Annotated in this window: 19 protein-coding genes; 3 read left to right on the forward strand and 16 right to left on the reverse strand. The window is 39.0% G+C overall.

The features are described 5' to 3' along the window. Positions 1–37: 37 nt before the first annotated feature. The 7 genes from ACX9YW_RS08495 to ACX9YW_RS08525 all read right to left on the reverse strand — a co-directional run bounded on the left by ACX9YW_RS08495 (position 38) and on the right by ACX9YW_RS08525 (position 10,345). Entirely contained in the window at positions 38–1,033 is a 996-nt protein-coding gene (locus ACX9YW_RS08495; protein ID WP_460344810.1) for a LacI family DNA-binding transcriptional regulator, read from the reverse strand. 24 nt (positions 1,034–1,057) lie between these two features. After that, complete coding sequence (locus ACX9YW_RS08500) at positions 1,058–1,942, reverse strand: DMT family transporter (protein WP_460344813.1); 885 nt, start codon at positions 1,940–1,942, stop codon at positions 1,058–1,060. Further along, positions 1,943–3,619, reverse strand: coding sequence for an amylo-alpha-1,6-glucosidase (locus tag ACX9YW_RS08505; protein ID WP_460344816.1), 1,677 nt, complete (start codon positions 3,617–3,619; stop codon positions 1,943–1,945). A 61-nt stretch (positions 3,620–3,680) separates the two neighbouring features. Continuing rightward, entirely contained in the window at positions 3,681–6,737 is a 3,057-nt protein-coding gene (locus ACX9YW_RS08510) for a glycoside hydrolase family 2 TIM barrel-domain containing protein (RefSeq protein WP_460344819.1), read from the reverse strand. A gap of 360 nt (positions 6,738–7,097) precedes the next feature. After that, the gene (gene galT, locus ACX9YW_RS08515) at positions 7,098–8,588 is read right to left on the reverse strand and encodes a UDP-glucose--hexose-1-phosphate uridylyltransferase (RefSeq protein ID WP_460345217.1); all 1,491 of its coding nucleotides are present in this window, start codon (positions 8,586–8,588) and stop codon (positions 7,098–7,100) included. 14 nt (positions 8,589–8,602) lie between these two features. After that, the gene (locus tag ACX9YW_RS08520) at positions 8,603–9,763 is read right to left on the reverse strand and encodes a galactokinase (RefSeq protein ID WP_460344822.1); all 1,161 of its coding nucleotides are present in this window, start codon (positions 9,761–9,763) and stop codon (positions 8,603–8,605) included. 135 nt (positions 9,764–9,898) lie between these two features. After that, positions 9,899–10,345, reverse strand: coding sequence for a GNAT family N-acetyltransferase (locus ACX9YW_RS08525; RefSeq protein WP_460344825.1), 447 nt, complete (start codon positions 10,343–10,345; stop codon positions 9,899–9,901). Positions 10,346–10,525: 180 nt separating this feature from the next. Here ACX9YW_RS08525 and ACX9YW_RS08530 point away from each other — a divergent pair, with 180 nt between their 5' ends. Then, entirely contained in the window at positions 10,526–11,170 is a 645-nt protein-coding gene (locus tag ACX9YW_RS08530; RefSeq protein WP_460344828.1) for a nuclease-related domain-containing protein, read from the forward strand. Positions 11,171–11,872: 702 nt separating this feature from the next. Here ACX9YW_RS08530 and helD read toward each other — a convergent pair. The 7 genes from helD to ACX9YW_RS08565 form a co-directional block, all read right to left on the reverse strand. Beyond that, positions 11,873–14,194, reverse strand: a complete 2,322-nt coding sequence (helD, locus tag ACX9YW_RS08535; protein ID WP_460344831.1) for an RNA polymerase recycling motor HelD — start codon at positions 14,192–14,194, stop codon at positions 11,873–11,875. 102 nt (positions 14,195–14,296) lie between these two features. Beyond that, positions 14,297–16,285: a DUF4855 domain-containing protein gene (locus tag ACX9YW_RS08540; RefSeq protein WP_460344834.1), complete on the reverse strand. Its 1,989-nt coding sequence runs from the start codon at positions 16,283–16,285 to the stop codon at positions 14,297–14,299. Positions 16,286–16,460: 175 nt separating this feature from the next. Continuing rightward, positions 16,461–17,240: a tryptophan 2,3-dioxygenase gene (gene kynA / locus ACX9YW_RS08545; RefSeq protein WP_460345220.1), complete on the reverse strand. Its 780-nt coding sequence runs from the start codon at positions 17,238–17,240 to the stop codon at positions 16,461–16,463. A gap of 199 nt (positions 17,241–17,439) precedes the next feature. Next, positions 17,440–19,218, reverse strand: a complete 1,779-nt coding sequence (locus ACX9YW_RS08550) for a S9 family peptidase (RefSeq protein ID WP_460344837.1) — start codon at positions 19,216–19,218, stop codon at positions 17,440–17,442. A gap of 1 nt (position 19,219) precedes the next feature. Next, positions 19,220–20,473: a M20 family metallopeptidase gene (locus tag ACX9YW_RS08555; RefSeq protein ID WP_460344840.1), complete on the reverse strand. Its 1,254-nt coding sequence runs from the start codon at positions 20,471–20,473 to the stop codon at positions 19,220–19,222. A gap of 122 nt (positions 20,474–20,595) precedes the next feature. After that, positions 20,596–22,209: a sigma-54 interaction domain-containing protein gene (locus ACX9YW_RS08560; protein WP_460344843.1), complete on the reverse strand. Its 1,614-nt coding sequence runs from the start codon at positions 22,207–22,209 to the stop codon at positions 20,596–20,598. A gap of 184 nt (positions 22,210–22,393) precedes the next feature. Continuing rightward, a complete protein-coding gene (locus tag ACX9YW_RS08565; RefSeq protein ID WP_460344846.1) occupies positions 22,394–23,146 on the reverse strand; it encodes a GNAT family N-acetyltransferase in 753 nt (250 codons plus the stop codon). Between the two features lie 95 nt (positions 23,147–23,241). Here ACX9YW_RS08565 and ACX9YW_RS08570 point away from each other — a divergent pair, with 95 nt between their 5' ends. Then, the gene (locus tag ACX9YW_RS08570; protein WP_460344849.1) at positions 23,242–23,505 is read left to right on the forward strand and encodes a ferritin family protein; all 264 of its coding nucleotides are present in this window, start codon (positions 23,242–23,244) and stop codon (positions 23,503–23,505) included. Positions 23,506–23,576: 71 nt separating this feature from the next. Then, complete coding sequence (locus ACX9YW_RS08575; protein ID WP_460345223.1) at positions 23,577–23,906, forward strand: spore coat protein; 330 nt, start codon at positions 23,577–23,579, stop codon at positions 23,904–23,906. Positions 23,907–23,981: 75 nt separating this feature from the next. Here the strand turns inward: ACX9YW_RS08575 and ACX9YW_RS08580 are convergent, their stop codons facing one another. Together ACX9YW_RS08580 and ACX9YW_RS08585 are read right to left on the reverse strand one after the other, a co-directional pair. Further along, the gene (locus tag ACX9YW_RS08580) at positions 23,982–24,923 is read right to left on the reverse strand and encodes a D-2-hydroxyacid dehydrogenase (protein ID WP_460345226.1); all 942 of its coding nucleotides are present in this window, start codon (positions 24,921–24,923) and stop codon (positions 23,982–23,984) included. A gap of 4 nt (positions 24,924–24,927) precedes the next feature. Beyond that, positions 24,928–26,394 carry an amidase family protein gene (locus ACX9YW_RS08585; RefSeq protein ID WP_460344852.1) on the reverse strand — a complete coding sequence of 489 codons (1,467 nt, stop codon included), beginning with the start codon at positions 26,392–26,394 and terminating at the stop codon, positions 24,928–24,930. Between the last annotated feature and the right edge of the window lie 56 nt (positions 26,395–26,450).

Here is a 26,450-nt window from a genome sequence, read left to right on the forward strand (position 1 = left end):
TTGTTCTGCCTCCCCTTACAAAAAGGAGGGGCTGTTTTTAGTCTCTCCTCGTTGCACTTTCTCTCTCAATTAAGTTGGTACTAATGGTCACTTTTTTACAGACCTTTCGCTTCGTGTCGATTTTTTCCAGTAGTAAATCAACCGCTGTTTCTCCCATGATTTCCGTGTAAAGCTTAATCGTCGTTAAAGGCGGTACCATGTACTGTGCCGAGCTTACGTCATTAAAGCCTACAATACTTAATTCATCGGGTATTGTCATTCCGAGTTCATGGGCAGCTTTATAACAGCCGATGGCAATCGAATCATTTCCAACAAATATTGCCGTCGGGCGATTTTCACTAGAGCTTAACATTTCCTTTAGAAGGACATAGCCGTCCTTTGGGTTATAGCCCCCAATTTTAACAAATTCCTCGTGAAAAATTCCCTTTTCTTGCAAACATTCCTCAAAAACTTCTTGTCTTAAATCTTTTAGTCGATTTCCATGCAAATCTGTCTCAATGCCGCCAATAAACCCGATTTTTTGATGTCCTAAATCGATTAGATAATTAAGTGCTTTTTTAGTGGCTGATGTAAAATCAATGACAACCGAATCAAAGTAAGAATCATCCGGGTTCGAATCAATAAATACACAAGGTTTGTTATACCCTTTGATTAATTCAATATCATCCTTTTTAAACGATCCTAAACAAATGATCCCATTTATCTTTTCCAACGTTTTTTTGGGTTCATCTCTCGTTAATTTCAGTGCTTCAATCCCATTTTCCTTGAGCTTTTTTTCTAGTGCCACACGGATTGAAAGGTAATAGGTATCGACTAATTCTTCCTCTAGTGAATAGGAGTAGTACAAGCCGATCCTCATCTTTGTTTTTAATTTTTTTTTGGCCGTGAAGACGTATTCCAATTCCTCCGCCGCTTCAAATATCCGCTGCCTTGTTTCAGGAGTGACATTCAAGGTTTCGTCATGATTTAATACTCTCGATACCGTTGTCATCGAGACGTTCGCTAACTCTGCAATATCTTTAATCGTTGCCATTGTTTCAACCTACTTACCCAGTTTTTATGTGATGTGATTTTTTAAAGGCTTTTTCGCTAAAAAAGATAATTTTGTTTCCGAAGTCATGATCGCTACTAAGATTAGACATGCACCAACAACCATTTTCACTGTCAATGGTTCGTCTAAAAGAATGACTGAGAACACCATTCCCCAAAACGCTTCGGTCGAAAGAATAATCGCTGCATTCGTTTCGGTCGTAAATTTTTGGGAAACCGTTTGCAGTAAAAAGGCGATTGTAGTGGAGAAAACGCCTAAATAAAGTAATGCGTTCGTTCCTTCCATTTCCATGGAAAAATTACCTTCTCCTCTAAATAATACCACAATAAAACCTAAAACAGTTGCCGTAATCATTTGAATTAACGTTAATAAAACCGGGTCCTCATCCTTAACAAATTTCGCTGTATAAAAAACATGAAAGGCAAAGGCAATCGCACAAAATAATGTCAATAGATCGCCGAAATTCATATATCCTGACAATTTTAACGAAATAATCCCAACTCCAGTAATCGCTAGAATTGCTCCTAAACACTCAAACCGGTCGACCTTCTTTTTATAAACAAAAAAAGCAATGAAAGGTACAATGACTACATTTACCGCCGTCAGGAATGCATTTTTCGAAGGGGTCGTAAATTGTAGACCCACCGTCTGCAGCGCAAAGGCAATGTAGAGAAACAGTCCGACAATCGCACCTTTGATGATGACACTTTTATTGATTTTTGAAAGCTTTTTATGAAAAAAGATACTTAACAGGATGACTCCGATTAAAAATCTCCCTGCCAATATTTGATAAGGTGTGTAATGATTCAAAGATATCGCGCTTGCGACAAATCCACTTCCCCAAATAATGGCTGTAATAATTAAACCCATTTCACCACGAAATTTTTTCATTTAAGGCTCTAACCTCTTATCTTCATGGAGTAATAAAAATACGCTGGAGGTCCAAGTAAAGGAGGTGTCAACCAACCCTTTTCCGGTTAAAGGATCAAAGTTTTCCGCCATCCCGCCCACAAGAGTTAACTCAAGGAACTTATCTCTTAATCTTTTGGCGGATTCCCTAAAACCATAGGTACTTAATGCGTCAATAAACAGATACGTGACGGGTGCCCAGATTGGACCGAGCCAATAACCGTTTTCCTTATAATATTGACTCGTTAAACTTTCTGTTGCAAGGCCATATCTCGTCTCAAAGCCTGATTCTAAATCCGATACTAGGTTCACCATCACTTTTGGCTCTAAGCGATATCCGATGATAACGGGCAAACGCAGAATAAGGCTTGTACGGGTTTCGATTTTTTCCGCCCTTTTCCCGACCCGACCAAAGAAACCTTTTTCATCGTAGAGTCGATCCATTAATTGAAGAAATAGCGCATCCCCTTTCTCTTTAAAAATAATCGCTTCCTGCGCTTCCCCAAGTTCTGTAGCGAAGTTCGATAAAATATCACAGGTTCGAATTAAAAAGCTGGCCAAATCAGGTGACTCTACTGGCATCCCGAAATGAAATAACGAAGCATTATCCCAGCCGGAATCATTTCCATGCTTATAATGTGGTAACCGCTCCGGATAGGTTCGGTAATTTTCAAAGTATTGAAGTACATGTTTAGTTGATTCGTAAACCTTTCTTAGCCTTGATGGCTCTCTAAAATACTCATGCTGCTCCATCAATTTTTCGTAGATAAGCGAAAATATCGGTGGTTTGATACAATTAAACGATGTAAACTTATCGTTAACAAAGTCAGGATAAGCCCCTGATTCATCCTGTGCATCGATAAAAACCTCTAATTGAGCATAGGCAAGTTCCGGGTAATGTTTCCCTAAGTTCAAAGCATTAAAGCAATTATCCCAAGACCAAATATTGTACATCCATAGTTTCGACATATACATCGCATACTGTTTTAATATACCGAAAGGATGAACAACACTGGACCATGTAATGTAGGAGGCACGTTCAACGGATGGAAGATAGGCATCATGTTCATGGTGAAATTTCGCCAACCATTCTGCATACACTCGTTCGATTTGTTTTTTTCCGTCAAGAAATGCTAGATAGTTCTTTTTCCGATAAACCGTTCGATAGCTTTCCATAACGAAATGACCGTTATTCATTCTTATATCGATATAATCATTGCCAATGATCTTCCATGGGGCATCAACCCTCATTTCCCCTTCAAGTTGGATAATCATGAGCTTTAATTCCTTTGGATAAATGTGATATTCATACATCCCATCTTCGATTTCCATAATCGAATCGTATTTGACCTTCTTATCTGTTAACCTTAGTTCAAGACCTCTTACTTCGATATGAAGTTCATCTTCTTCAGGTAAAATAAACTCTACATATTCAGAAGGATTATCTTTGATGAGAAAAGTCAATGATGTCTCCGTTGCATGAACCTCTACATCTTGACTTTGACCATCCTTAAGAAATTCCAGCTTGAATAGCTGCGACGGTGCTTCATCACCGCCATGGACATCGCGAATATAAACATCATTAGAGTCCTTCTCCATCGATAGACAAAAGTAGGAACCAAACCTTGAAAACGGTATTTCTCGTATATCTAAGTTCATCACCATTTCCCCTTCTATAAAACTTAAGCAAAAAGCAGGGATGTCCCTGCCCTTGCTGAACTTATCTCAGTCTAAAAATTTTACTTTCCTCTATAAGCTGCTCTCTGCTTATTTTCCTGATTTCAAATTGGATTTCAAAATCTTCCACCGTAACACGATAAGGCGGTAGCTGTTCCTCCCCACAACTGTTACTGCCAACTCCACTTTGGCGGTAGTCTATCTTCAAGACATGGTATGGTGATTTTTTAATTTTACCGCGATGCTTCGCCTTTTCAAGGTCACTAGATTCATAGTCATGGATTGTAAAATCTCTGCTCTCTTTAAAATTGATAAGAAACGTATCGTCGCCATTTGAAACGGACAAGAATGAGGTATCGCATCTAGAGCCATTTTCCTGTGGATACACATAATCCGTATGCATTTCTTCCACATTCTTTCGGTACAACCCCATTAGTTGGCTCCTTTTACTATCAGGATAGCTTTCTGATGGCCCACGGCCATACCAAGTGACTTCATTAAATTCCTTGTTCAGATGCATGTGGATTCCGATTCTAGGTAGTAGCTTTGGAATTTCTTTTCCTCTCAAAACTTTTTTTCCAGTCAGCCGAAGATTTAAAATCCCATCGCAGGAAACTCGATAGCTGTAAACGAGATGAAATCCCCACCCCTGATTGAGAGATGAAAAATATTTTTCGATCTCAACATCAATAAAATCATCCTCCATTTGATAATGGAAAGAGATTAGCTGCTCATTGCCATTTTTTAAGAAATATTTATTAATCCAATCGTCCTTTTTATACATATCGTTATCGATAATCGCTCGCCAAAGCGTAAGTTCGGGACCATTTTGAATGAATTCTTCTCCAGCGACTCTGTGGGACAACAAACGTCCTTTGATTTTCGAAAAGACGGTTTTAAAATTCTGGTTTTCCAGTACGAGCTGGAATGAATCTTCGCGAACCTCCATACCTAATGGACATCTCACCCTGTCGACCTGCTTTTCACGCTTTGTTCCTTCAAGGAGAAACCCTTCACTCGTAATCTCGAGGCCTTTCTCCCCATAACTGGTCTCGTTCGGCTCTTGATAGCGAATATATAAATGTACATCATCATAATTTGACACTTTTTCCATATTTACCGGTAAGTCCATGACAAGTTCCTCCTGGGCATGAACAGATGGTAACTCGAGAGTTTGTTCTTCTATTAAACGGTCATAAGAAACAAGCTTAATGGTTAACAAAATTCCTTCGAGATTTCGAAAATCATAGCGGTTTTTCACTAGAATCCGCAACTGATCGCCTTCAACTAACTCTGTAACAATTGGCTCTATGACCTTTTTATACTCTATCAACCCTGGTGATGGCGTGCGATCCGGATAAACAAGTCCGTCGATACAGAAATTACCGTTCGTCGGGAAGTCACCAAAATCACCGCCATATAAATAGCGAACATTTCCGTCCTCATCAGTATGCTCAATCCCATGATCACACCATTCCCAAATAAAACCGCCTTGTAAACGTGAATACTTCCTCATCACTTCTTGATACTCTGATAAGCCACCAGGGCCATTTCCCATCGCATGACCGTATTCACAAAGAATATGCGGTTTCTTCCCTTCCGCATCTTTCCCGATTTCCTCGAGAGCTAGTAATCGAGTGTACATGGTTGAAAAGACATCACTGAACGAGGCAGTTCGATCTCCTTCATAATGCACGATTCTTGTGGAATCAAGCTCTTTTATCGCCTGATACATGGCCCCAAAATTTCTACCAGCCCCTGATTCATTTCCTAATGACCACATAATCACGGATGGATGATTACGGTCTCGTTTGACCATTCGAACCGCACGGTCAACATATTGCTTTTCCCAAAGCTCGTTATCACTAATCCAATTATAATTGCCGGTGTTTTCAAAGCCATGGCATTCCAAATCTGCCTCGTCTATCACATAAAGTCCATACTCATCACATAAATCATAAAACACATCATTATTCGGGTAATGGGCTGTTCTCACGGCATTAATATTATGTTTTTTCATTAATTTAATGTCTTCCAGCATGTCATCATAAGTCACAGTTCGACCGGTTTTTGGATGGGAATCATGGCGATTAACCCCGTTAAAGAAAATTCTTCGCCCATTCACTCTAATCTCGTTGTCGATTATTTCTACCGAACGGAACCCAAATCGGATTGGAACGATTTCTGTTTGGCCATTTGAAAGACTATATTCCAGGGCTAATACATAAAGATTAGGAGCCTCAGCCGTCCATAGCAAAGGATTTTTTATTTTCCTTGTTAACCTGAACTTTCCATCAACAACTTCTATGTGAAAGCTTTCCACTTCTTTCCCTATGTGAAGAAGCTTTGCACTGATGTCCTTTGTTTTATTAGTAAAAAAATGACCCGCAATTTTTAAATCAAAATGTTGATAATTTTCATCAGGTTCAGTTTCAATATAGATATCTTGAAGAGTGTCTTTTTGGACTCGGTATAATTCAACAGAACGAAAAATTCCAGAAAGCCACCACATATCCTGATCTTCTAAATAGGTACCATCGGAAAATTGGTAGACCCGAACAGTAATTCGGTTGACCCCACTTTTAACAAACGCTGTAATATCAAATTCAGAAGGCAACCTTGAAATTTTACTAAATCCTGCATGCTGGCCATTTACATATAAATCATAGGCTGAATCAACGCCATTAAATTTGATCATCACCATTTCATCCGGACTAACTTCGTCAAGATGCAAATCCTTGAAATAAATCCCAGTAGGATTCTCATCAGGTACAAACGGTGGATTAATGGCAAATGGATAAAGTACATCGGTATAATGCATGTTCCCATATCCTTGCAACTGCCAACAGGATGGCACTTTAATGGTTTCCAAACGGCTAATTTCAAAATCCGCTTGTTGAAAACCTTCTGGTGAATACTCTGGAGCATCAAGGAATAGGAATTTCCATGCTCCATCCAGTAATAAATTTCCGCTGCTTTGATTTTTGTTTAATGATAGCGCCGTCGCTAATTCACGATAGCGGTAGAAATCCGTATGGGCTTCTAGTCTATTAATTCCAGTTAGATGGATATCTTCCCATCTTTTCATTTCTCGTTGCATGATATTTTCCTCCGAATTACTTAATTGAACCACTGATTCCTTCTACGATGTACTTTTGCGCAAGGGCAAAAACAATGAATAAAAAATTAAATTTCGTTACACCAACTTTTCCCTCACCTCGAAATCCTTTGGTACATTCTAAAAAAATTGTCTGCGCCTAAATCAAGTTCACCTCAATTTTATTAATATTTTTAGTAAAAGTGTACAAATTTTTATAAACTTTTACTAAATTTTAATCAACTCAACTTGAGGGTTTTATATAGTTTCAGCTTCTATTTACATACCTAATGTTCTATTTTTAGTAAAATAAAAAAAATCAAGCAGTACTCGGGAATTTCTACCCTTTACTGCTTGACATGATTACTCATTTAACGTATCTATAAATCTCTTAAATGCATTCATTCCTACTTTATTTCTTTTAAATACACCTGCATCCCCTAGCACCTTTAAAAACTTTTGACCAACCTCTTGACGAACAATGTGCTCAACATTCTCAGCACTTACAAGTCCATCATATTGCTTAGCTAACTTTACTGCCCATTGTAAATGATAATCGGCGACTTGATGGGGTTGGTTGAGTAAAAACTTTTCAACTTCTTGTAACTCATGTTTTAACCGGGCAGGAAGTACCGCTAACCCCATTGCTTCAATTAATCCGATGTTCTCCTTTTTAATATGTTGCACATCCTGATGTGGATGAAAGATTCCTAAAGGATGCGTCGCATCAGTTCGATTATTTCTTAATACTAAATCTAATTCATAGAGTTCATTTCGTCTTCTGGCAATCGGTGTAATGGTGTTATGGGGGATACGATTTGAGAAAGCCAAAATTTGAACGGAAGAGTCATGGTAATGTCTCCATTTTTCTAAAATATGTGAGGATGCCTCCATTAATCGTTCCTTTTCTCGATGTTTGATCCGGATCACAGACATTGGCCATTTTAGGATGGTTGCCTCGATGTCAGGAAACGCTCGTAAAGTAACTTGAAATTCCTCCTCAGCCTTAGCCATAGCAAACTCATAATTTCCCGCTTGGTAATGGTCATGGGAAAGAATCGAACCCCCAACAATCGGAAGGTCAGCATTGGAACCGATAAAATAATGGGGGAATTTTTCAACAAACGCCAACAGGTTGGCAAAGGTTTGCTGGTCGATTCTCATTCTCCGATGCTCTTCCGATAATAGAATACTATGCTCAGGATAATAGAGATAAGGAGAAAATTGAAATAGCCAATTCCCCCCATTGATATCCATACGAATCATTCGGTGATTGGAACGAGCTGGGTGCTCTGGTCTCCCTTGATAGCCTTCATTCTCTATACACAGCAAGCACTTAGGGTAGTTTAAGCTTTTCATTGCCCTCTCTTTTTCTATCTGTTTAGGATCCTTTTCGGGTTTGGCAAGATTGATGGTAATATCTAACGCACCATATTCGGTATGCACCTGATATTGAATATTTTTGCTTAATGCCTTTGTCTGGATATAATTGCTGTTTTGGCTCAGCAGGTAAAAAAAGTCTGTCGCCATTTTAGGACTTTGCTGATATTTTTCATAAAACGTTTTATTCACTTCGCTCGGTTTAGAAAGAAAGCAATTCATGATTTTACTCACAAAGATTTCTTTTAAATAGGATTCATCTGGAATAATATTATTTTTAGCCGCATAGGTGACGATTTCCTCTAAAATATCAGGAATCGTCCTGTTTGCCATGTTCTCTTGATTAGTAGCTGGATAATCCTCCAAATCCAAGAGCGATAAAACCTGATTCCGTGCATATATTTCATCGTCTTTTTCGATTAAGTTAACATCAATAGCTTTATTAAGCAGCTGCCCGACCATTCCAAAAATCATCATTTTGCCACATCCTAACATTTTTTTGCCCCATCACCAATACTTGCTATATACATCGTTGTTTCATAACCAATTTTCCCCTTGTATTGGGCTCCAACATTTTTAATAAACTGATCCACTTTGTCATTTTCAACAATAGCAATCGCACAGCCACCAAATCCTGCACCCGTCATTCTCGCTCCAATAACCCCTTCCTGTTGCCAGGCAGCCTCTACTAAGGTATCCAATTCATGACCCGTCACTTCGTAATCATCTCTTAGTGAAATGTGAGATTGATTCATTAATTGACCAAATTGTTTGAGGTCTCCCGCTTCCAAAGACTTTAGAGCTGCTAAAGTTCGACGGTTTTCATAGACGGCATGCTTGGCCCGTTTTTTAATCGTTTCACTTGATAGGACATCTTGATATTTTAGAAATGCGTTTTCTGTTAAATTCCCTAATGATTGAATGGCAACCATTTTTTGCAGTTCCGAAAGGGCTTGTTCGCATTCTCGTCTTCGTTCATTATATTTAGAATCGGCTAGTTCACGCCGTTTATTTGAATTCATGATAATAATCTTGTGATTCATTAAATTTATAGGCGCATATTGGTACTCTAGCGTCTGACAATCTAACAAAATACCATATCCAGCCTTCCCCATCCCAATTGCAAATTGATCCATTATCCCAGAGTTAACACCAATAAATTCATTTTCCACCTTTTTACCAAGTTTTACGAGGGTAAGGCGGTCGATTCCTAATTTAAAAAGGTCCTCAAGCATTACACCTGTCACTAGCTCAATCGACGCTGATGAAGATAACCCTGCTCCATTTGGAATATTTCCGTAGAATAAAACATCAACACCAGATTCGATATCGTAACCAGCTTCAATCAGAAATTTAAGCATACCTTTCGGGTAATTGGCCCAGTCATGTTCCTTTTGGTAAGAAAGGTCATCAAGACGAAATTTAATCATCCCTTTTTCAGGAAAATTCATCGAATATACTCGAATGAGACGGTCAAGTCGTTTATGCGCCAAGGCATAGGTTCCAAAGGTAATCGCACAAGGAAACACATGCCCACCATTGTAATCTGTATGTTCTCCAATTAAATTAATCCTCCCTGGTGCAAAAAAAGTTTCAAAAACCGGCTGTTGAAACTGTTTTTTAAATTCAACTTCTAAAAAAGATACCATAGTAGCCTCCGAAGGGTAGTATTTTAGTAAATCAACTAAATAATCCTGCAATAATTTTAGTAAAATATGACTCTATTTTACTAAAAAATTCACAAAAAAAATAGACCAAGGAATTACTCCTTAGCCTATTTAAAATTATAACTCAAACTTCGCCAGTTGCTCTCCCCACGGAGCAACCTCTGTTTCAATAAATCCTGCCTTTTTATACGCATACTTGGCCCCTAAATTCTCAGGTTGATAGCCAATCATAATGCATGGGATATTTGTGTCGTTCATCTTTTTAATATCTTCAATCACCAGTTGAATACCCTCTGTACCAAATCCCTTACCTTGATGCTCTTGATCAATCATGCAGCGATAAATCCAGTAGTTATTGTCATCGGGGTCAATCCCATACATCGCAAAACCTACCATTTGATCATCAGAGTAAATTCCTTTTGCATAAAAATTATCAAGAAACTGTACTTCTGCGATGGAATATAAATTAGAGGCCATAAACGATCTTTGCTCTTCTTTGACGCTAAGATCAATCGCATCCTCCCAGTTATATTTATCAATTGGTTTAAGGGTTAATCTATTCAAATGAACCAGCTCCATTTCACAAAAAATAACTTCACAAATAAAATTCGACAAAATATCCATTTTTCCTTCATTTCACATAGCAATAAAAAACGTCTTAAAAAATACTTAAAATATTCACAATTGGTGGTTTTTAAAAGTGTAGAATGGGGATGAATCTAATTTTGTAAGGATGTGTTTGGGATGATTGAGCTTAAGGCACGAACAGAATCGGATGAATTACTTTTTCTAAGGTACTCTAATTCGCGAACTCAGCTGACCGCTGATGAGGTAAGTTACTTACACCACCTGGAAAAAGGGTTCGCAGGAGAAAAAAGGTTTGACGAATTAGCGAAAGGATTGACTAAGGAATGGCTGTTTGTCAATGATTTATTAATGAATAGTTCAAAATCTACATTCCAAACTGATGCGATTGGCATCCCCAATGACAGAATTCATGTGTTTGAGGTGAAAAATAACGAGGATGACTATTATTACGATAATGGCGAAATGCGAACGATAAAGAATGATATCCTCATTAATAACCCTTTTGATCAAGTGAAAAGGATTGATTCCTTACTACGACGATTACTCCACGACCTAGGGTTGAATTACTCAGTAGAAACTCACCTAATTTTTGTTAACCCAGAATTCACGTTACTTCAAGCCCCAAAGGACCTTTCGATTATCTATCCAACTCAGATACCGAGATTTTTTAGAATGCTGAACTCCTTGTCATGTAAGACAAAGGACAAGCACTACCATCTAGCTGAAAAATTAATGTCACTTCATATCGAGCATTCACCCTATGTACGTCGATTTGATTATCCTTATCATGCGTATATGTAGGGAGTGGTTTGTTGGCGCTGCAGAGAACTGCATACTAGAATCAAGGTTGAAAGAACCATAATTTGCGATAACTGTGGATATGAAGAGGCAGTTGTATCGGCGGTGTTAAGAATGATTGCCGAGTTTCATTTTCTGTTTCCGGAACGGAAGATTACAACTGCGGAGATTTATGAGTGGTGTGCGATTATTTCGCGGAAAACGATTTTGGGGGTGCTACGGAGGAATTTTGAGTTGAAGGGAAAAGCAAATAATTCATATTATGAATATATTAAAAAATAAATTGGTCATTCCCAAACTCCCATTGCACGTATGAGTTTGGGAATCACTTTACCGAAGTCATTCCCAAATCCCTCTTTAGCGTCCAGGTTTGGGAATCTCTTTACCGAAGTCATTCCCAATTTCCTCTTAAGCGACCAGGTTTGGGTATCACTTTACCGAAGTCATTCCCAAATCCCTCTTTAGTGTCCAGGTTTGGGAATCACTTTACCAATGTCATTTCCAAATTCCTCTTAAGAGCGCAGGTTTGGGAATCTCTTTACCGAAGTCATTCCCAAATCCCTCTTAAGAGCGCAGGTTTGGGAATCACTTTACCGAAGTCATTCCTAACCTCTTCTTAAGATTCCCTGTTTGGGAATGACTTTACCACAAAGTCCTCCCCAAACCACAAACCCAAAAACTCCACCCAAACCACAAGACCAAGTATTATTCACCTATAATAAAACACCCACTATCCGCCCGATCCAACAAAAAGTCTTCTGGTGACCGTCCATACAGATACAGCCGATGCATTGGTCTCGTCATCGCCACATACAGCAGCTTAACATCTAACTCCTCATCCGAAAATGGCTCCTCCAACGCGACAACCAAAACAGCATCAAACTCCAGCCCTTTCGATAAATACGAAGGTAAGACGACCACATTTCCCTTTTTCATGTCCTCTTTTTCCGCTAAATACTGTAATGGAAGCTTGCTATTTTCAAGCACATTTAGAATACGTTGGCATTCGCGATCAGTTCTACCGATAATGGCAATTGAATTCAGCCCCTGCTCCTGAAGCGACAAGATGTCCGCCTCAAGGGCCTCCTGAACTGCCACCAACTCACCAGGGTCAATACCGACAAAACGAGGCTTTTCCCCGTGTCGAATTACCGGTTCCACCTTAGGAAGATCCTTTCCCATCACAGCCAAAATCTCGTTTGCGAGATTCATTATTTCAACTGTTGTCCGATAGCTTTTCTGCAACGCTTTATAATTGGCTGACGGAAAAACTTCGCTTACCAACGGCTCCCAACTATCTAACCCCCGATAGGAATGGATTCCTTGTGCTAAATCGCCGACAATTGTAAATAGATCTGTTTCGAATCCAGCTTTCAAAGCGGCAAATTGGAAGTAGCTGTAATCTTGTGCCTCATCAATAAAGACACTTCTCATTTTATGCTCTTCCTCAATCCCTTCAAGCCTTGCTTTTAAATAGAACAGCGCCGCTAAATCCTCCAGTTCGTAGACGCCTTTTGCAAAAATCTTCCCGCAATACCTGCTCAACACCTTACAATCCTTCTCCGAAAGGCCAAGTCCATATTTTCTTAAAAGCTCTTCCGAGGTCATCAACGCCTTGTATAATGTAAAAATATCCTTTTTCACAAATGGCTTCATATAATTTTTAACGGCCACTTTTGACTCTTGTTGGATATTTTTCATTCGTTCTTCCTTTAGATCCATAATGGAGACAACTCGTTGCTTTCGCTTATCTTCCTCCATTTTCGTAGTGAACAAGGCCTTGTCTAAAGCCGCTTCATATTTGGTAGCAATTTTCGAAAGCATGATCTTCTTTTTAATTCGTAAATCATTCATCAACAGGTTTTTGATTTTGTCGATTCGTTTATAGATTGGTAAGTATGTATATTCGGTTAAAAAGAGTTTCCTAAGCTTTTTGCCCTTCAACAGTAGCGATTTTTCAACGATAAAATCTTCCCTAGGTGCAAGGCTTATTTCAATATCATAGAGGTAACGGTCAATCAAATCTTTAAATTCCAGCGATCCTTTAAAACTAGATACCCATTGAACTGAACTCATTTTATCGCCCTTTTCGAGAAGAGACAGGAGTTTTGCATTCGGTGACATCATTTTCACCTTATTGCCTAAACATTGGCGCATATAGTCCATATAGGTAGTTTGGTTAATTTTATTTACCCCTAGTTCAGGTAGTACGGCTGAAATATAATCAATAAACAAACGATTTGGTGCTAAAATCATTAATTTTTCTGGAGGAAAACGGTAGCCAAAGGAATAGAGAAAGTAGGAAATTCTATGGAGTGCAATGGTGGTTTTCCCGCTTCCCGCAGCCCCTTGAACGATGATGGGGTGTTGAAGTGATGCTCGAATGACTTCATTTTGTTCATTCTGAATGGTTGCAACGATTTCGGTTAGTCGATTGTCGGCTTTACCCGACAACGATTTCTGTAAGAGTTCATCATGGGTGGTTAAATCAATGTCTCTGATTTCTTTTAAAATACCATCTTCAATTTCATATTGTCGTTTCAGCGACAAATAGCCGGATTGCATCTCGCCGTACGCCTCGTAGGTCACTTCCCCCAGACGCCCATCATAGTAAACATTGGCGATGGGTGAGCGCCAATCAACAATAATCGGCGTTTGTGTCTCACGGTCAAACAACGACGCTTTTCCGATATAGAGAATCTCTTCGTTCGGTTCGCTATCATTTTTAAAATTGATCCGTGAAAAATAAGGTTTGTTCACGACGCTCCTCAGCCTTTTTAATTCTGTTTCGGCTAGTTCTAAAAAGTTCGCATTCGCCAAAAGGTTGGTATAGCTGGCACTGCTGTCCTGGGGATCCAGATCAGCAAAGGCTTGCTTCATATTTTCGACAAAAAACTCTCTGTTACCCTTGGAAATTTCTAGGACGGTTTTAATATATTCCTTCGTAAATTCTAAACGTTCCACTTCGGCTTGATAATCTTTATGCTCGTGCACAGATTTCTGATTTTCGGAACTCATGCGGGTCATTCGTCACCTCACAATTTAATTTGGAAATAATAGATTATACCGAACTTTCTGTCTCGTCAAGTATCTAGATTAAAAAAGAGAGGACATAGATGTCCTCTCTAGTTACTTACCGCGTAAAAACTGATATATTTTTTCATAGTATTCTCTATATTTTGCTTCGTACATCGGAGAGTTTGGCGCTCCGAGACGGTGCATCATGACTGTTCCTTGGTACATAATTGTGCTATGCCCCTGAATACCATAGCGTTTTCCAAATTCCATATATGGATCAAAATCCTTGATCAGATTGTCAATCGCTGAATAAGATAGATCCTCCATTTCCAAGTTGACGCCCATACCGTATTGGTATGCATTCATATAGCCCCAATGAAGTCGAACCTTTCTTTCATCAGGATCATTAGATCTTCTGGAATTGCTTTGAAAATAAGCCGCATCAAAGCCGTATTCCTTCCAATTTTTATAATTGGTAGCATTGGCGTGCGGAGAAAAGATAAATCGTTTTTGTTGATCATGAATGAGAGTAGCTACTTCCTTAACCAGCTTTTCATCATCGATCCCTCTGACCGTTTCATTCAACCAATAGAATCCTTCAAATTGAAGATGAGGATACTTTCCACTATTAAACTCAGCAAGCATTTGATCGACATACCATTTGACCAGTTCGAAACGGGCTTCATAGCTTGCCGTCGTTTCGGTTCCATCTAATTTGGTGATGTTTCCGACCTTTTTCGGATACGGTATGCCCATATAAACTTTCACTTTATCAATTTCCGGAATGGCTGCCGCATCGGCATTTAAAGTTGAGATGACCCCGCCCGGTTGCAATGTACGGTCTTTATACCATTTCCATTCTTTATAATTCGCCTCGTTTGTTGCTGTTTCCTCAAATCTACCTTCCTCTGAGTAAAACCGCCCTGCAATAATGAAGGTATCAAAGAATTGGTCTACAAACTTTCCATCCTTTTGATAAGCTATATATGGTGTAAAGAAATTGTTTGGAAAATAGCCAGCAGTCCCTAGTTCATAATAGCCCTTATTCTTTTTATCAATTTCATAACCATTATAAATGATGACACCGTTCCCAATGTTAGCAGATTCCCGAGTTAAGAAGGAATTCGTGTATTGCGTGATATCATCGTTTAATGGTTGAATGTAGCTTTGGAGGTTGTCTCGTTCCAGAGCAATCGTGTAGGCATCCTCTAACAATCTAGTTGTCGTGTCAAAGCCTTCCGGACTTTTGACAACATAGCGGTCGTAGTTATCCCATATTGATTTGTCCCTAATTCCTTCGATAATTCGAGATTTGTATTTTTCTAATTTTTCCGCATATGCGATCGCATTTTCAGTAGAATCAAATCCAGCAACTCGTTTTCCGTTGACATACAAATGATAAACGATTTTTTGATTGTCTTCCGGATACCAAAGAACCATCCCTGAAGCTGTATCAACGACCTTGGTATAATGATAATTTTTGGCAAAATCATAAGCCTTTTGGAAAGTTGTATACGTTTTTACTGGCGTATAAAACGAATCGACTCGATATTCGCCGATTTTACCATTTTCATTTTTTTGAAGTGTAGAATATCCTGCTCGTTTTAATTTTGCGACAAAATCTTGTGCCTCTTCTTTTGTAATGATCGATTCAGGTTGAAAAGATTCATATGTCATTATTTCGTCGGAATACAACTTTTCGTCATATAACCAGATGATGGAGTCCTTTTCATTGTATAGTTTCCCTGTAAAAGCTTGGGCAATAATTTGTGCAGCCTTTTTTCGCGGAATTGGATCGTCGCCAAACGTTGTATAGCTTGAACCACTGACAGGTATACCCAATCTTTGAGCAAGGTGATAAACCTTTGCTGCTTTATAAGTTCCATCTGCGGGCATCTTGATTAAATCACTTGCCGCAAATTCTCTCATTAATAGACTAAGAAACTGGGATTCTGATAGATTTGTATTAGTCGTCGTAGTGCCCGTATTAGTTGTAGTTTCCGTATTGGCGAGCACTGACTGAACAGTCAGTTGATTTATTAATAAACCTAGCAATAAGAGCACCGGAACACATCTCTGTATCAATCGTAAACACTTCAATTGTACTCATCCTTTCAAACGTACTGAGTTTTTATCATAACACACTTTAGAAAAGATGCCCAAAAATAACACTATTTTCATAGAAAAACAATACTTTCCACCCACCCCTTTAACGCTTTAAAGCATGTGGGGACTGTCCCCACATGCTTTAAAGCGTTAAAGGTTTTTTCCTTTTTTATAGTTCGGTTCGGACGTCCCAGAGTTCTGGGAAGAAGCGGTGGTCGAGAACTTTTTTTAGGTAGGTTACGCCTGATGAGCCGCCGGTGCCAACTTTGTGGCCAATGATTCGTTCGACCGTTTTCATATGGCGGAAACGCCATTGTTGTAATGAGTCTTCGATATCGACGAGCTCCTCCGCAAGCTCATATAAGTCCCAGTATTTTTCTACGTTCCGATAAACCTCTAACCATGCGTCTTTAACCGTTTCGTCCCCCTGATATAGAGTGGAGAAATCCCTAGACAGAACGTCAGGATTGATATCAAATCCCGCTCTAGCTAAAGCCTTTATTGCAACATCATATATACTTGGTGCCTCTAATGCTCTTTTTAGCTTTTGATGAAGTTCGGCATCCTTTTCATATATTTTCAATATATGTTTTGTTTTGTAACCTAGAGCAAATTCAATCATGCGGTATTGATAGGATTGAAAGCCTGAGGATTGGCCAAGAACGTCGCGAAACTCGATATATTCGGAAGGAGTTAACGTCGACAGCACATCCCATGACTGAATGATTTGGGCTTGAATTCGTGATACTCTGGCTAATCTTTTAAACGAAGTTGATAAATCGCCTTTTTCAATCGAGACGATGGCCGAATTCAACTCATGCAGAATTAACTTCATCCAAAGCTCGCTAGTTTGATGAATAATAATAAACAGCATTTCATCATGGTGGTCAGATAATCTAATTTGATTGGAAAGAATTTGATCAAGTCGCAAATAATCGCCATACGTCATATTATTTTTAAAATCGGTATGTATGCTTTTTTCGGTATCTGCTGCATATGGTTGTTGGTTATTTGATTCTACCAATGGTTTCACTCCCTTTTTGGATTTCATCACTAAAAGTATTCGTTACCCACTCCGTTATTTCCTTTTAATCCATGCTCCGATTAAAAAACAAAAAGCGATGCCAGAGGCTATCGCTTCTTCAAATCTATTTACTAATGACTTTTTCTAAAAAGCTAGCAATCGCCTGGAAGGCTTTTAGCTCATTTTCCTTTTTCGAAAACCCATGTCCTTCATCATCAAAAAATACATATTCATAGTCTGCCCCACATAAGTTACAGGCCTCAACGATTTGGTCAGATTCTGATTTTTTAACGCGCGGATCATTCGCTCCCTGCATGATGAACAGCGGCTTGCTAAAATTTTTCACATACGAAATCGGGGATTGCTCGATTAAACGATCGCGGTCTTTAATGGGATTACCAATCCAAGAATTCATTCGTTCCTTCCAATGGTCTGGGCATGTTTCGATCAAGGTTAATAGATTCGTTGGGCCGAAAATATTGACACATGCTTTAAAACGCTCTTGATGTCGTCCAAAAAGGAGTAAGGATAAATAGCCGCCATAGCTTGCCCCGAACAAGACCAATTTATCGGCTTCTACCTTCCCTTCTTTTACTAAGTGGTCAATACCCTCCAAAACGTCCATTCGCGGACCGCCGCCCCAATCGCCCTCAATCATTTTCAAAAAGGTTGTTCCATAATTTGGCGTTCCTCGGAAATTAGGCGCAAAAATATGATAACCACTGGCAAGAAGGTACTGGAAAAAACCAAAATAATCTGCTTGTTCATTGTATTGCGGACCACCATGCGAATAAATGATTGTATGACCGTTCCAGTTCTCTTCCTTTGTTTTGTAAAACATCGCTTCGATTTCAGTTCCATCAAAGGACGTATATTTCACTAATTCAGGTTTCACCAAGTCTGATTCACTGAAAAATGGAACCTCATTATCAACTAGTGTTTCCCATTCCTCCCTGTTTCGTGAACAATACAAAGTGATTGGCTTGTTTGCAGAGGATCCTGCTAAATAAATCGTTCCTTTTGGCGTAACCATCCATTGTAGAATCGTATCTGTTGGCAAAGCTATCTTCTTTAGTTCCTGATCCTTTAAGTCGTAACGATACAATTCCCCAATCGGACCTACTTTTGTTTCCAAAAGGATTTCTCCATCGAGATCAAATTGAATTTTTTCAATATCCTGATTTTCAATGGCCATAATTTTCTCAAACTCGCCTGTCAAAAGATCATAACCTGCCAAATAACTGAATTCTTCCAGATAATCGGTCGTAAACAATACCTTATCTTCAGTCAAGAACACTAGGTTTGAAACCCGATAAGAGCTCTTAGGCTCTTTAATTAATTCGGTATCTTGGCCATCCTTTTTTAAATAGATTTTCATATTGCTATGATTATATCTTACGAAATAAGCAACATCCTGTCCGTTGGGGCTTACCGATAACAAATGGGTTTCTGCACCGCTTCCTTTATGTAACAAGGTTTCAGTACCTGTTGCTATATCGTATGAAAAAATCGACAAGTAGATGGGATTATCCTTTGACGAAGTGTAATAAAGTTTTTCACCATTTTCGGAAATTCCCCCGAAAAAATAACGTACATTCTCATCGTTTCGAACGGCCTGCCAATTTTCACCGTCTTGATTAACAGAATAAATCTTCATTAATTCATTTCCATTTTCATCACAAGTTAAATAAATCGGATCCGAGGCAACAATGCAATCCATTTTTTGATTATGATTTGTTATTCTCTGAACGCTTTTATCGGCCAAATCCATTTTCCAAAGGTTATAGCCTCCCGATTGGTTGGAGCAGAAGTATAAAGAAGTTTCATCTTTATTGACTGTAAAAACTGGCATACTGGATGGAGCGAGAAATGTCTCCAAAGTCCCTTTTTCTGTTAACCTCATATTATTTTACCCCTTCCATCAACAGATTTTTATTTCCAACGACATTCAGACAAAATAATGCTACAACGGCTATCGTATTCATTAAATCGGCAATATTCATATATTCGTCATAACCGTGAATCCGATTAGAAGCTGTCCCCGGTCCGTAATTGATGGCCGGAATACCATTCCCTATAAACCAACGGGCATCGGATTGACCCATAACACCAACCACTGGTAGCTCCCGCCCGTTAACTTGCTTGTTGGCCTGCTGAAGAGCGTTGATTAACGGGTGGTTTTCCTCGGTAATGGTAGGCGAACTTTCTGCTTCTACTATTCTTTCTATTTTGATATCCATTTCATTGTCCTCAGCCTGTACCTGTTCGATCGCAGAATGGATCCGTTGTAAAATCTCTTCTATTGAATGTTCTGGAATAATTCTAAGATCGATTTCGATTTCACAGCTACCTGGAACTACATTGGATTTGGTCCCCCCTTTAATCACACCGATATTAATCGTGGTGTACTTCATCCCTGGGATTTGAGATGGCTCACAATATAGCTCCCTTTGTAATCCCTCCAGCCGATTGATGACCTTAGCCATTTTTTCAATTGAATTGATTCCGTTCCATTTAAACCCTGCATGTGCCGGCTTTCCTCTTGAAATGATTCTCAATTTAGTCATCCCGGCCATAGCGCGAATAATTTCGCTGCTGTATCCTTCAACCAAAGCATAATCAGCTTTTAGCAAGCCATTGTTCGTTAAATAACCTGCGCCTAATTCACCACCCGTTTCTTCGTCACAGGTGGCAGCAATTATAATGTCACCAGGCAACTCGATTCCGGTAATTTTTAATGCCAACGCTGCTCCAACATAGGCCGCAATTCTTCCTTTTGAATCCGTTGCCCCACGTCCATAAATCTTGCCATCATCAATGTGACCAGAAAATGGATGAAAAGTCCATTTCGATTCGTCATCAGTCGGGACGGTATCTAAATGGGCGTTTAAAATGATGGACGGACCCGTACCCTTTCCTTTTAACGTTGCAATGACATTTTTACGTGGAGTCGATAATTTTTTTTCGCTTACAAGCGTGTCTGGAACCTCGATTACTTCGACTAAAAATCCATAGTGAAGTAACTTTTCTTGTAAATAGCGACTAATTTCCTCGTATTCACCGACTGGATTTTCACTTGGAATTTGAATCAACCTTTGTAAAAGACAAACTATTTCATCCTGCAAGTTTTTTACGGATTGGATTACCTTTTCATGCACGTTACACACCCCTTTTCAATTTATAAATAAGAAATGCAAGTTCTGTGCCAACGTAACGAGTCCCTCTTGAAAAGGTTTTTGAAAACAAAAAGTTGAATTAGGTTCATTTTGAACACCCTAATTCAACCTAATTTATTCTTTATTATTTTTAATGCTTCAAGCCCTGCTGCGGTGATCCAACTTCCTTGTCTAGTTGAACCTATTTCAACCAAATGGTATTTTTTTAAAATGGCCATCCTACTCTTAATTTGCTGAGCCGTCAACGGGGTTGATTTTTCTATTTTAAAATAGTTCTCCATCGTCGTACGCCCCGTTTTCCAATTCTTTTGTCCCGCTGTCTGCAAATAAGATAGAATCGTGAAAAACTCCTTCAAGTTTCCTTCTGTTTCAAGATAATCGATGAAAGACTTTTCCTTGACATCGTCATGTAGAAATTTTTGCGGCAAATCTCGTACAGCAATAGTAGTGTCTTCGCAATTTGACGTTAAATAGGAAACGGTATTTTTAAGTTCCCTAACATTTCCTGGCCATGGGTACGTATAAAGAAGTTCCCTTACCCGAGTTTCCAGGGAAATTGGTTTCTCAAAAAACGTTTCCATTAATGGGATAATATCTTCCTTTCGTTCCCTTAAGGAAGGAATGTGCAAGGGCAATACACAAAGTCGATGGTACAAGTCTTCTCGAAAACTTCCCATTTCGACTAGTTTCACCAAATCCTTATTCGTTGCAGCAATGATTCTTACGTTAATCGGAATCAGCCTTGTTCCCCCAACTCGCAAGATTTGACTTTCCTGTAAAACTCTAAGTAGTGCAGCTTGAATCCCTAATGATGCATCCCCTATTTCGTCTAGAAAAATAGTACCATTATGCGCTAATTGGAATAATCCAGGTTTTCCGCCTTTTTTCGCCCCAGTAAAAGCCCCATCCTCGTAGCCGAACAATTCACTTTCAGCTAATGATTCAGGCAAACCGGCGAAATTAATCGGAACAAACGGTTGATTCCTGCGGTTTGATACTTGATGAATGGAGTGAGCAAACAACTCTTTCCCCGTCCCATTTTCACCAAAAATCAAGATAGGATGGTCAAAACTTCCAAATCTAGCCGCTTTTTTCATCACATCTTTCATTACAGCAGTCGAACCAATGATGTCAGAAAACATGTATTTTGCCTTAAAGTCATGATCGTGATTTTTCCGTTGGACAATTTCATTTAAATGAATGGCTTTATAAACATTCTGTGTATGAATGGGTAGTTTCAATTTAAAGGAAATCTCTATCATTGTGGAAAAATCGATTGGTCGCTTGCCAATTTCAACAACCGTTAAAAACCTCTCTGGATGAATAACCTTTCGATCAAATGTAATGACTGTTGTAATCTCTTCACTAATTTCAGCCTCATTATGAGGATAAGGAAACATCTTTACTCCTACACCAAATCCATTTAACATTTCTATCGATTCTAGCGATGCCTCATAAGTATTACTTGCGACATAACAGACAGAGGTACTAGGAAGCTGTAATAACCTTTCAATATCAGATACATGAATAGTCCGTTTCGTTATGACTACTTTTTCTTTAGGAAATGCCGCTAACTTTTCGTGCTGATAAGTAGCTACAACGAGGTCATAATGATTTTGTTTAGGGTTCGCGGTATCCATATCAATCTGGATAAATCTCGGAAATATATCCTCTAGTTGCTGTTTTAATAGTAAATAAGCTTTTTCACTTTTCGTCAAAAGCAAAATTCTTTTAAAAATAAAACCACTTCCTTGGCTCTGGAATTAGAATATTGTTCATTTCGACAGATGCTAGATATTTCCTTCTAATTTACTATTTTCCCTCATTTATTATAATTAAGTTTCATTTTATCCTAATTACGATAAACCAAAAAATTCCCTCCTAAATAAAGGGGGGATTTCTTTAATAGACTTTAAAACTTTCATATTGATAATTGAGATATTGATAATTTTGTTTCCGATACATATCTTTTGGCGTATCTTCTCCATCGGCGACAAGGATAATCGTTTTAGTAGGAAAAAGCTCCATCACAAACTTTTGCAGCCTGCTACCAATTCCTTTTCTTTGAAACTCTTCTGCGACAATTAAGCTATCAATTTCAGCCGTTTCCTCTGAGATAATCACATCTACTGTGCCCGCAGACTGCCCTTTATATAATGCGATAATCTGCTGTATTTTTTCAGAGTTAAAATTTCTTTCATACAAAGCTTGTTTTTGTTCAGCGAAACCCTGACCGTAAGTAGCGTCATGTGGATATTGGAATTTCAAATAAACGTCCAAAATCTCTGAGGTCACTTTCTGAACAGCGATATCAGGATTTGGTGATACGCTTAGGAAGTGTGCAGGATCAATGGCAAACAACTCTAAAAAGCCTATATTATGTTTATTTTCTTCGAGGTATGCTTTCAAATCATCTGGTATCATTTCGCCTTCCGGATAATAAAAGCGGACATGCTTTTGGCCGTGTTTTTCATGAAAGGCTCTTAGATAACTCTCAGCGTCCACAAACTCTTGAACCGTTGGCATTATTTTAAATCGAATAAAATTACTGTCATATTGGAGCAGCATTTCCGGGTTATGAACATGAAGATAAAGCTCGTTTTCTAAAACTAGCCTACCAGCTTTATATATATCTTTAAATGTGATCGATTTCATGATGTTCTCCTCTTTTTAAAAATGTATTGAATAACTACTCCATAATTTGCTAAATCTAAGGGAGGATTTAAATATTTGATGAAAGGAGTTTACTTATGAATACACAAGCACAGATTCCTACGCCACCTCCAGCCATTACAACGAAGGATTTATCCTATTTAAAGGATGCTCTATCCTGGGAGCTTATGGCGTTTAAGAAGTTTCATTTTTACGCTCAGCAGTGCCAAAACCCTGACATTAAACAAGCTCTTGAGAATTGTGGCATGATGCATCAAAACCATTACAAAAAAATACTTACACATTTGCAAGTCGATAACAATTCTGTATTAGCTAGTTTACCGAAAACTCAAATGCAATAAAGAATGGAGGTATTAACATGTCAAATCAACAAATGGGCGGACAGATGCAGGCGCAACAAGGTCAGCAACAAATGCAGAACCAAAACCAAATTGCCAACCCTCAAACTGGCCAGCTTCCTAAAGTAAAAACTCCGGAAATGAATGACCGTGATTTCCTGAATGATGGTCTAGCTACCTGTAAGTATATTACTGATAGCTTAAACATTGCTGTTCGTGAAATGAGCCATGATGCACTTCACCAGGATCTCTTGCAAATCCTTAATGAAACTCACAAAAGTGCCCGCGAGCTCTATAATATCATGTTCCAAAATGGCTGGTACAAGCTTGAAGCAGCCGAACAACAAAAACTAGACCAAGCTTACCAGCAATTTAATAACTATTCATCCCAGTTTCCCTACTAAAATTTCAGCCTGGTCCCTTGTACCAGGCTTTTTAAACATTAACAAAACATTATTATTTTTGTTAACTCTACTACCCTAATACCCCTTCATCACATCTACCGTATTCCGCAGTGGTTTTCCAGCCTCCAAATTTTTCAGTGTCTCAATAAAGCACGCTACTCCTTCTTCAGGTGTTGTTACTGCTGAAATATGTGGGGTGACAACTACTTTATGGTGTTCCCACAATGGATTATCACTAGGTAATGGCTCGATCGCGAATACATCAAGAACCGCAAAGCGAACATGCCCACCATTCAAAGCTTTCAACAAAGCATGTTCATTAATGGTTGCCCCTCTTCCAACATTAATAAATCCAACTCCCTGCATCCTTTCGAATACATTCGCAGAAAACAAATTCACCGTTTTTTCGGTTAATGGCAAGGTATTAATGACGAAATCTACTTCGCCTAGTATCGAATGAGCAGACTCAAACGCTTCTACCTTTTTAAAATGGTCCTTCCCAACCCCACTTAACGAAATCCCATACACCTCCATTCCCAATGTCGAGAAAATCTTCGCCACAGTTTGCCCAATCTCTCCGGTTCCATAGACCATCACCTTTTGGTCACTTAACAACTTTGGTGTACAAGGGCTCCACATTTTCTCACATTGAGCCTCACGAAAATAGTCATGAAACTGCAAATCTTTTAAAATATAACTCAAGCAATACTCTGCAATCCGCTGCCCAAACGAGCAAATCGTCCGTGTTAATAAAACATCCTGTGGCCATGTTTTCCCGAATAAAAACCGGTCTACACCTGCACCAAGCGAATGAACCCATTTCACTCTACTATAATCAATATTGGACTTTAAATTAAAACAAACCATCGCGTCTGCCCAATCTAGATCTTCACCCCGGAACTCCTCTTCTGGTAAATAACGAAAATTCTTTTTGATTTGCTCTTTTTCAATCAAAGGCTGAAGCTGCTTATACATGGGACTAACCATTACTATATTTTGAATTTCCAACTCTAACACCTCTTTAAAGAACTGGTTTCTTTCGATGCTTTGTTGCCTGTTCAAAGGCATAGCCAAGTTTAATTAAGACGGATTCACTAAACTCCCCTCCGGCAAAGGTAATGCCGAATGGTTTCCCATTATCCATATAGCCTGCTGGTAATGCGATTGAAGGATAACCTGCTTTCGCTGAAATGGTTGAACCGATATAAGACGGGAACAATATCGCATCAAGTTGATACTTCTGTAGAGCAAAATCAATTCCTTGGTTCTGTGAAAAATACAAATCGTCAAGGATGGCTTGTAAATACTCAGGATTTCTCAAGGTATTCGGTAACGTTTCTCGATACTCAAGTTTATTCTGCCCATATTTCAGCGCTTTTTCGGCATGAGTTTGATTAAATTGGATCAGTTCCGAAAAAGAATGGACTTCAAAGTGGGACGGTAGCTGGGAGAGAAAATTCCCCAAGCTAGCTTTAAGCTCATAGGTCATGACATCCCAGCTCCAATCACGATGGAGGGAGGGAATCTCGATTTCCTCGATTACATCTGCCCCAGCCTCTTTAATCGATTCGATTGCTTGATGATAAAGATTCTCATCAAATTCATTTAGAGAATCATCCTCCGGTGTATCGATTCGGATAACTCCAATTCTTGCACCCTTTAAGCCGTTTTTATCTAGAAATGCGGTGTAATCGATGCCAGTTCTACCTTCACTCTTACAAGTAGCTGGATCTTTTGAATCTACTCCAGTGAGTGCCCCTAGTAAAATGGCAGCATCTTCAACGGTCCGCGCCATTGGTCCGGCTGTATCTTGTGAATAGGTAAACGGAATGATACCACTACGGCTAATCAATCCCACTGTTGGCTTAATTCCAACAATTGAATTTTGTATCGCTGGACTTAAAATGGAAGCATCTGTTTCTGTTCCGACAGCTAACACCGCAAAGTTAGCCGCCACTGCCGCTGCGGAACCTGAACTCGATCCGCCAATGAAGAATTCCCCTGGTCCATAAGGATTAAGGACTAACCCCCCTCTGGCACTGTATCCTGCCCACATATCCGATGACATGCCATTGGCCAATTCCGTCATATTTGTTTTTCCTAAAATAACGGCTCCTGCTTCTCGTAATTTTGCAACTAGGAAGGCATCTTCACCACTAATATAGTTTTCTAGTGCAAGCGTTCCTGCACTAGTATGCATCTTATCACTTGTTCCGATATTATCTTTTAGCAAGACCGGTATCCCATGGAGTGGCCCCCTACTGCCGCTTAATTTCCGCTCTTGATCTAAGCCTTCCGCGATAAAAATCGCATCGGGATTGATTTCAAGAATGGAATTGATTTTTGGTCCATTCTGGTCAAATTTAGCCATTCTCTGCATATAGTACATGACTAGTTCTTTTGAAGTCACGATTCCTTCATCCATTGCCTTTTGTAGCTCAACCACTGTTAACTCTTCTTTTAATAATGAATTAAATAGTATTTCCATTCTTCTTCAACCTCTTCTACCTTTTGATTGCCTCAATTTTACCATTAATTTCATTA

Source organism: Pseudoneobacillus rhizolycopersici (assembly GCF_054786815.1).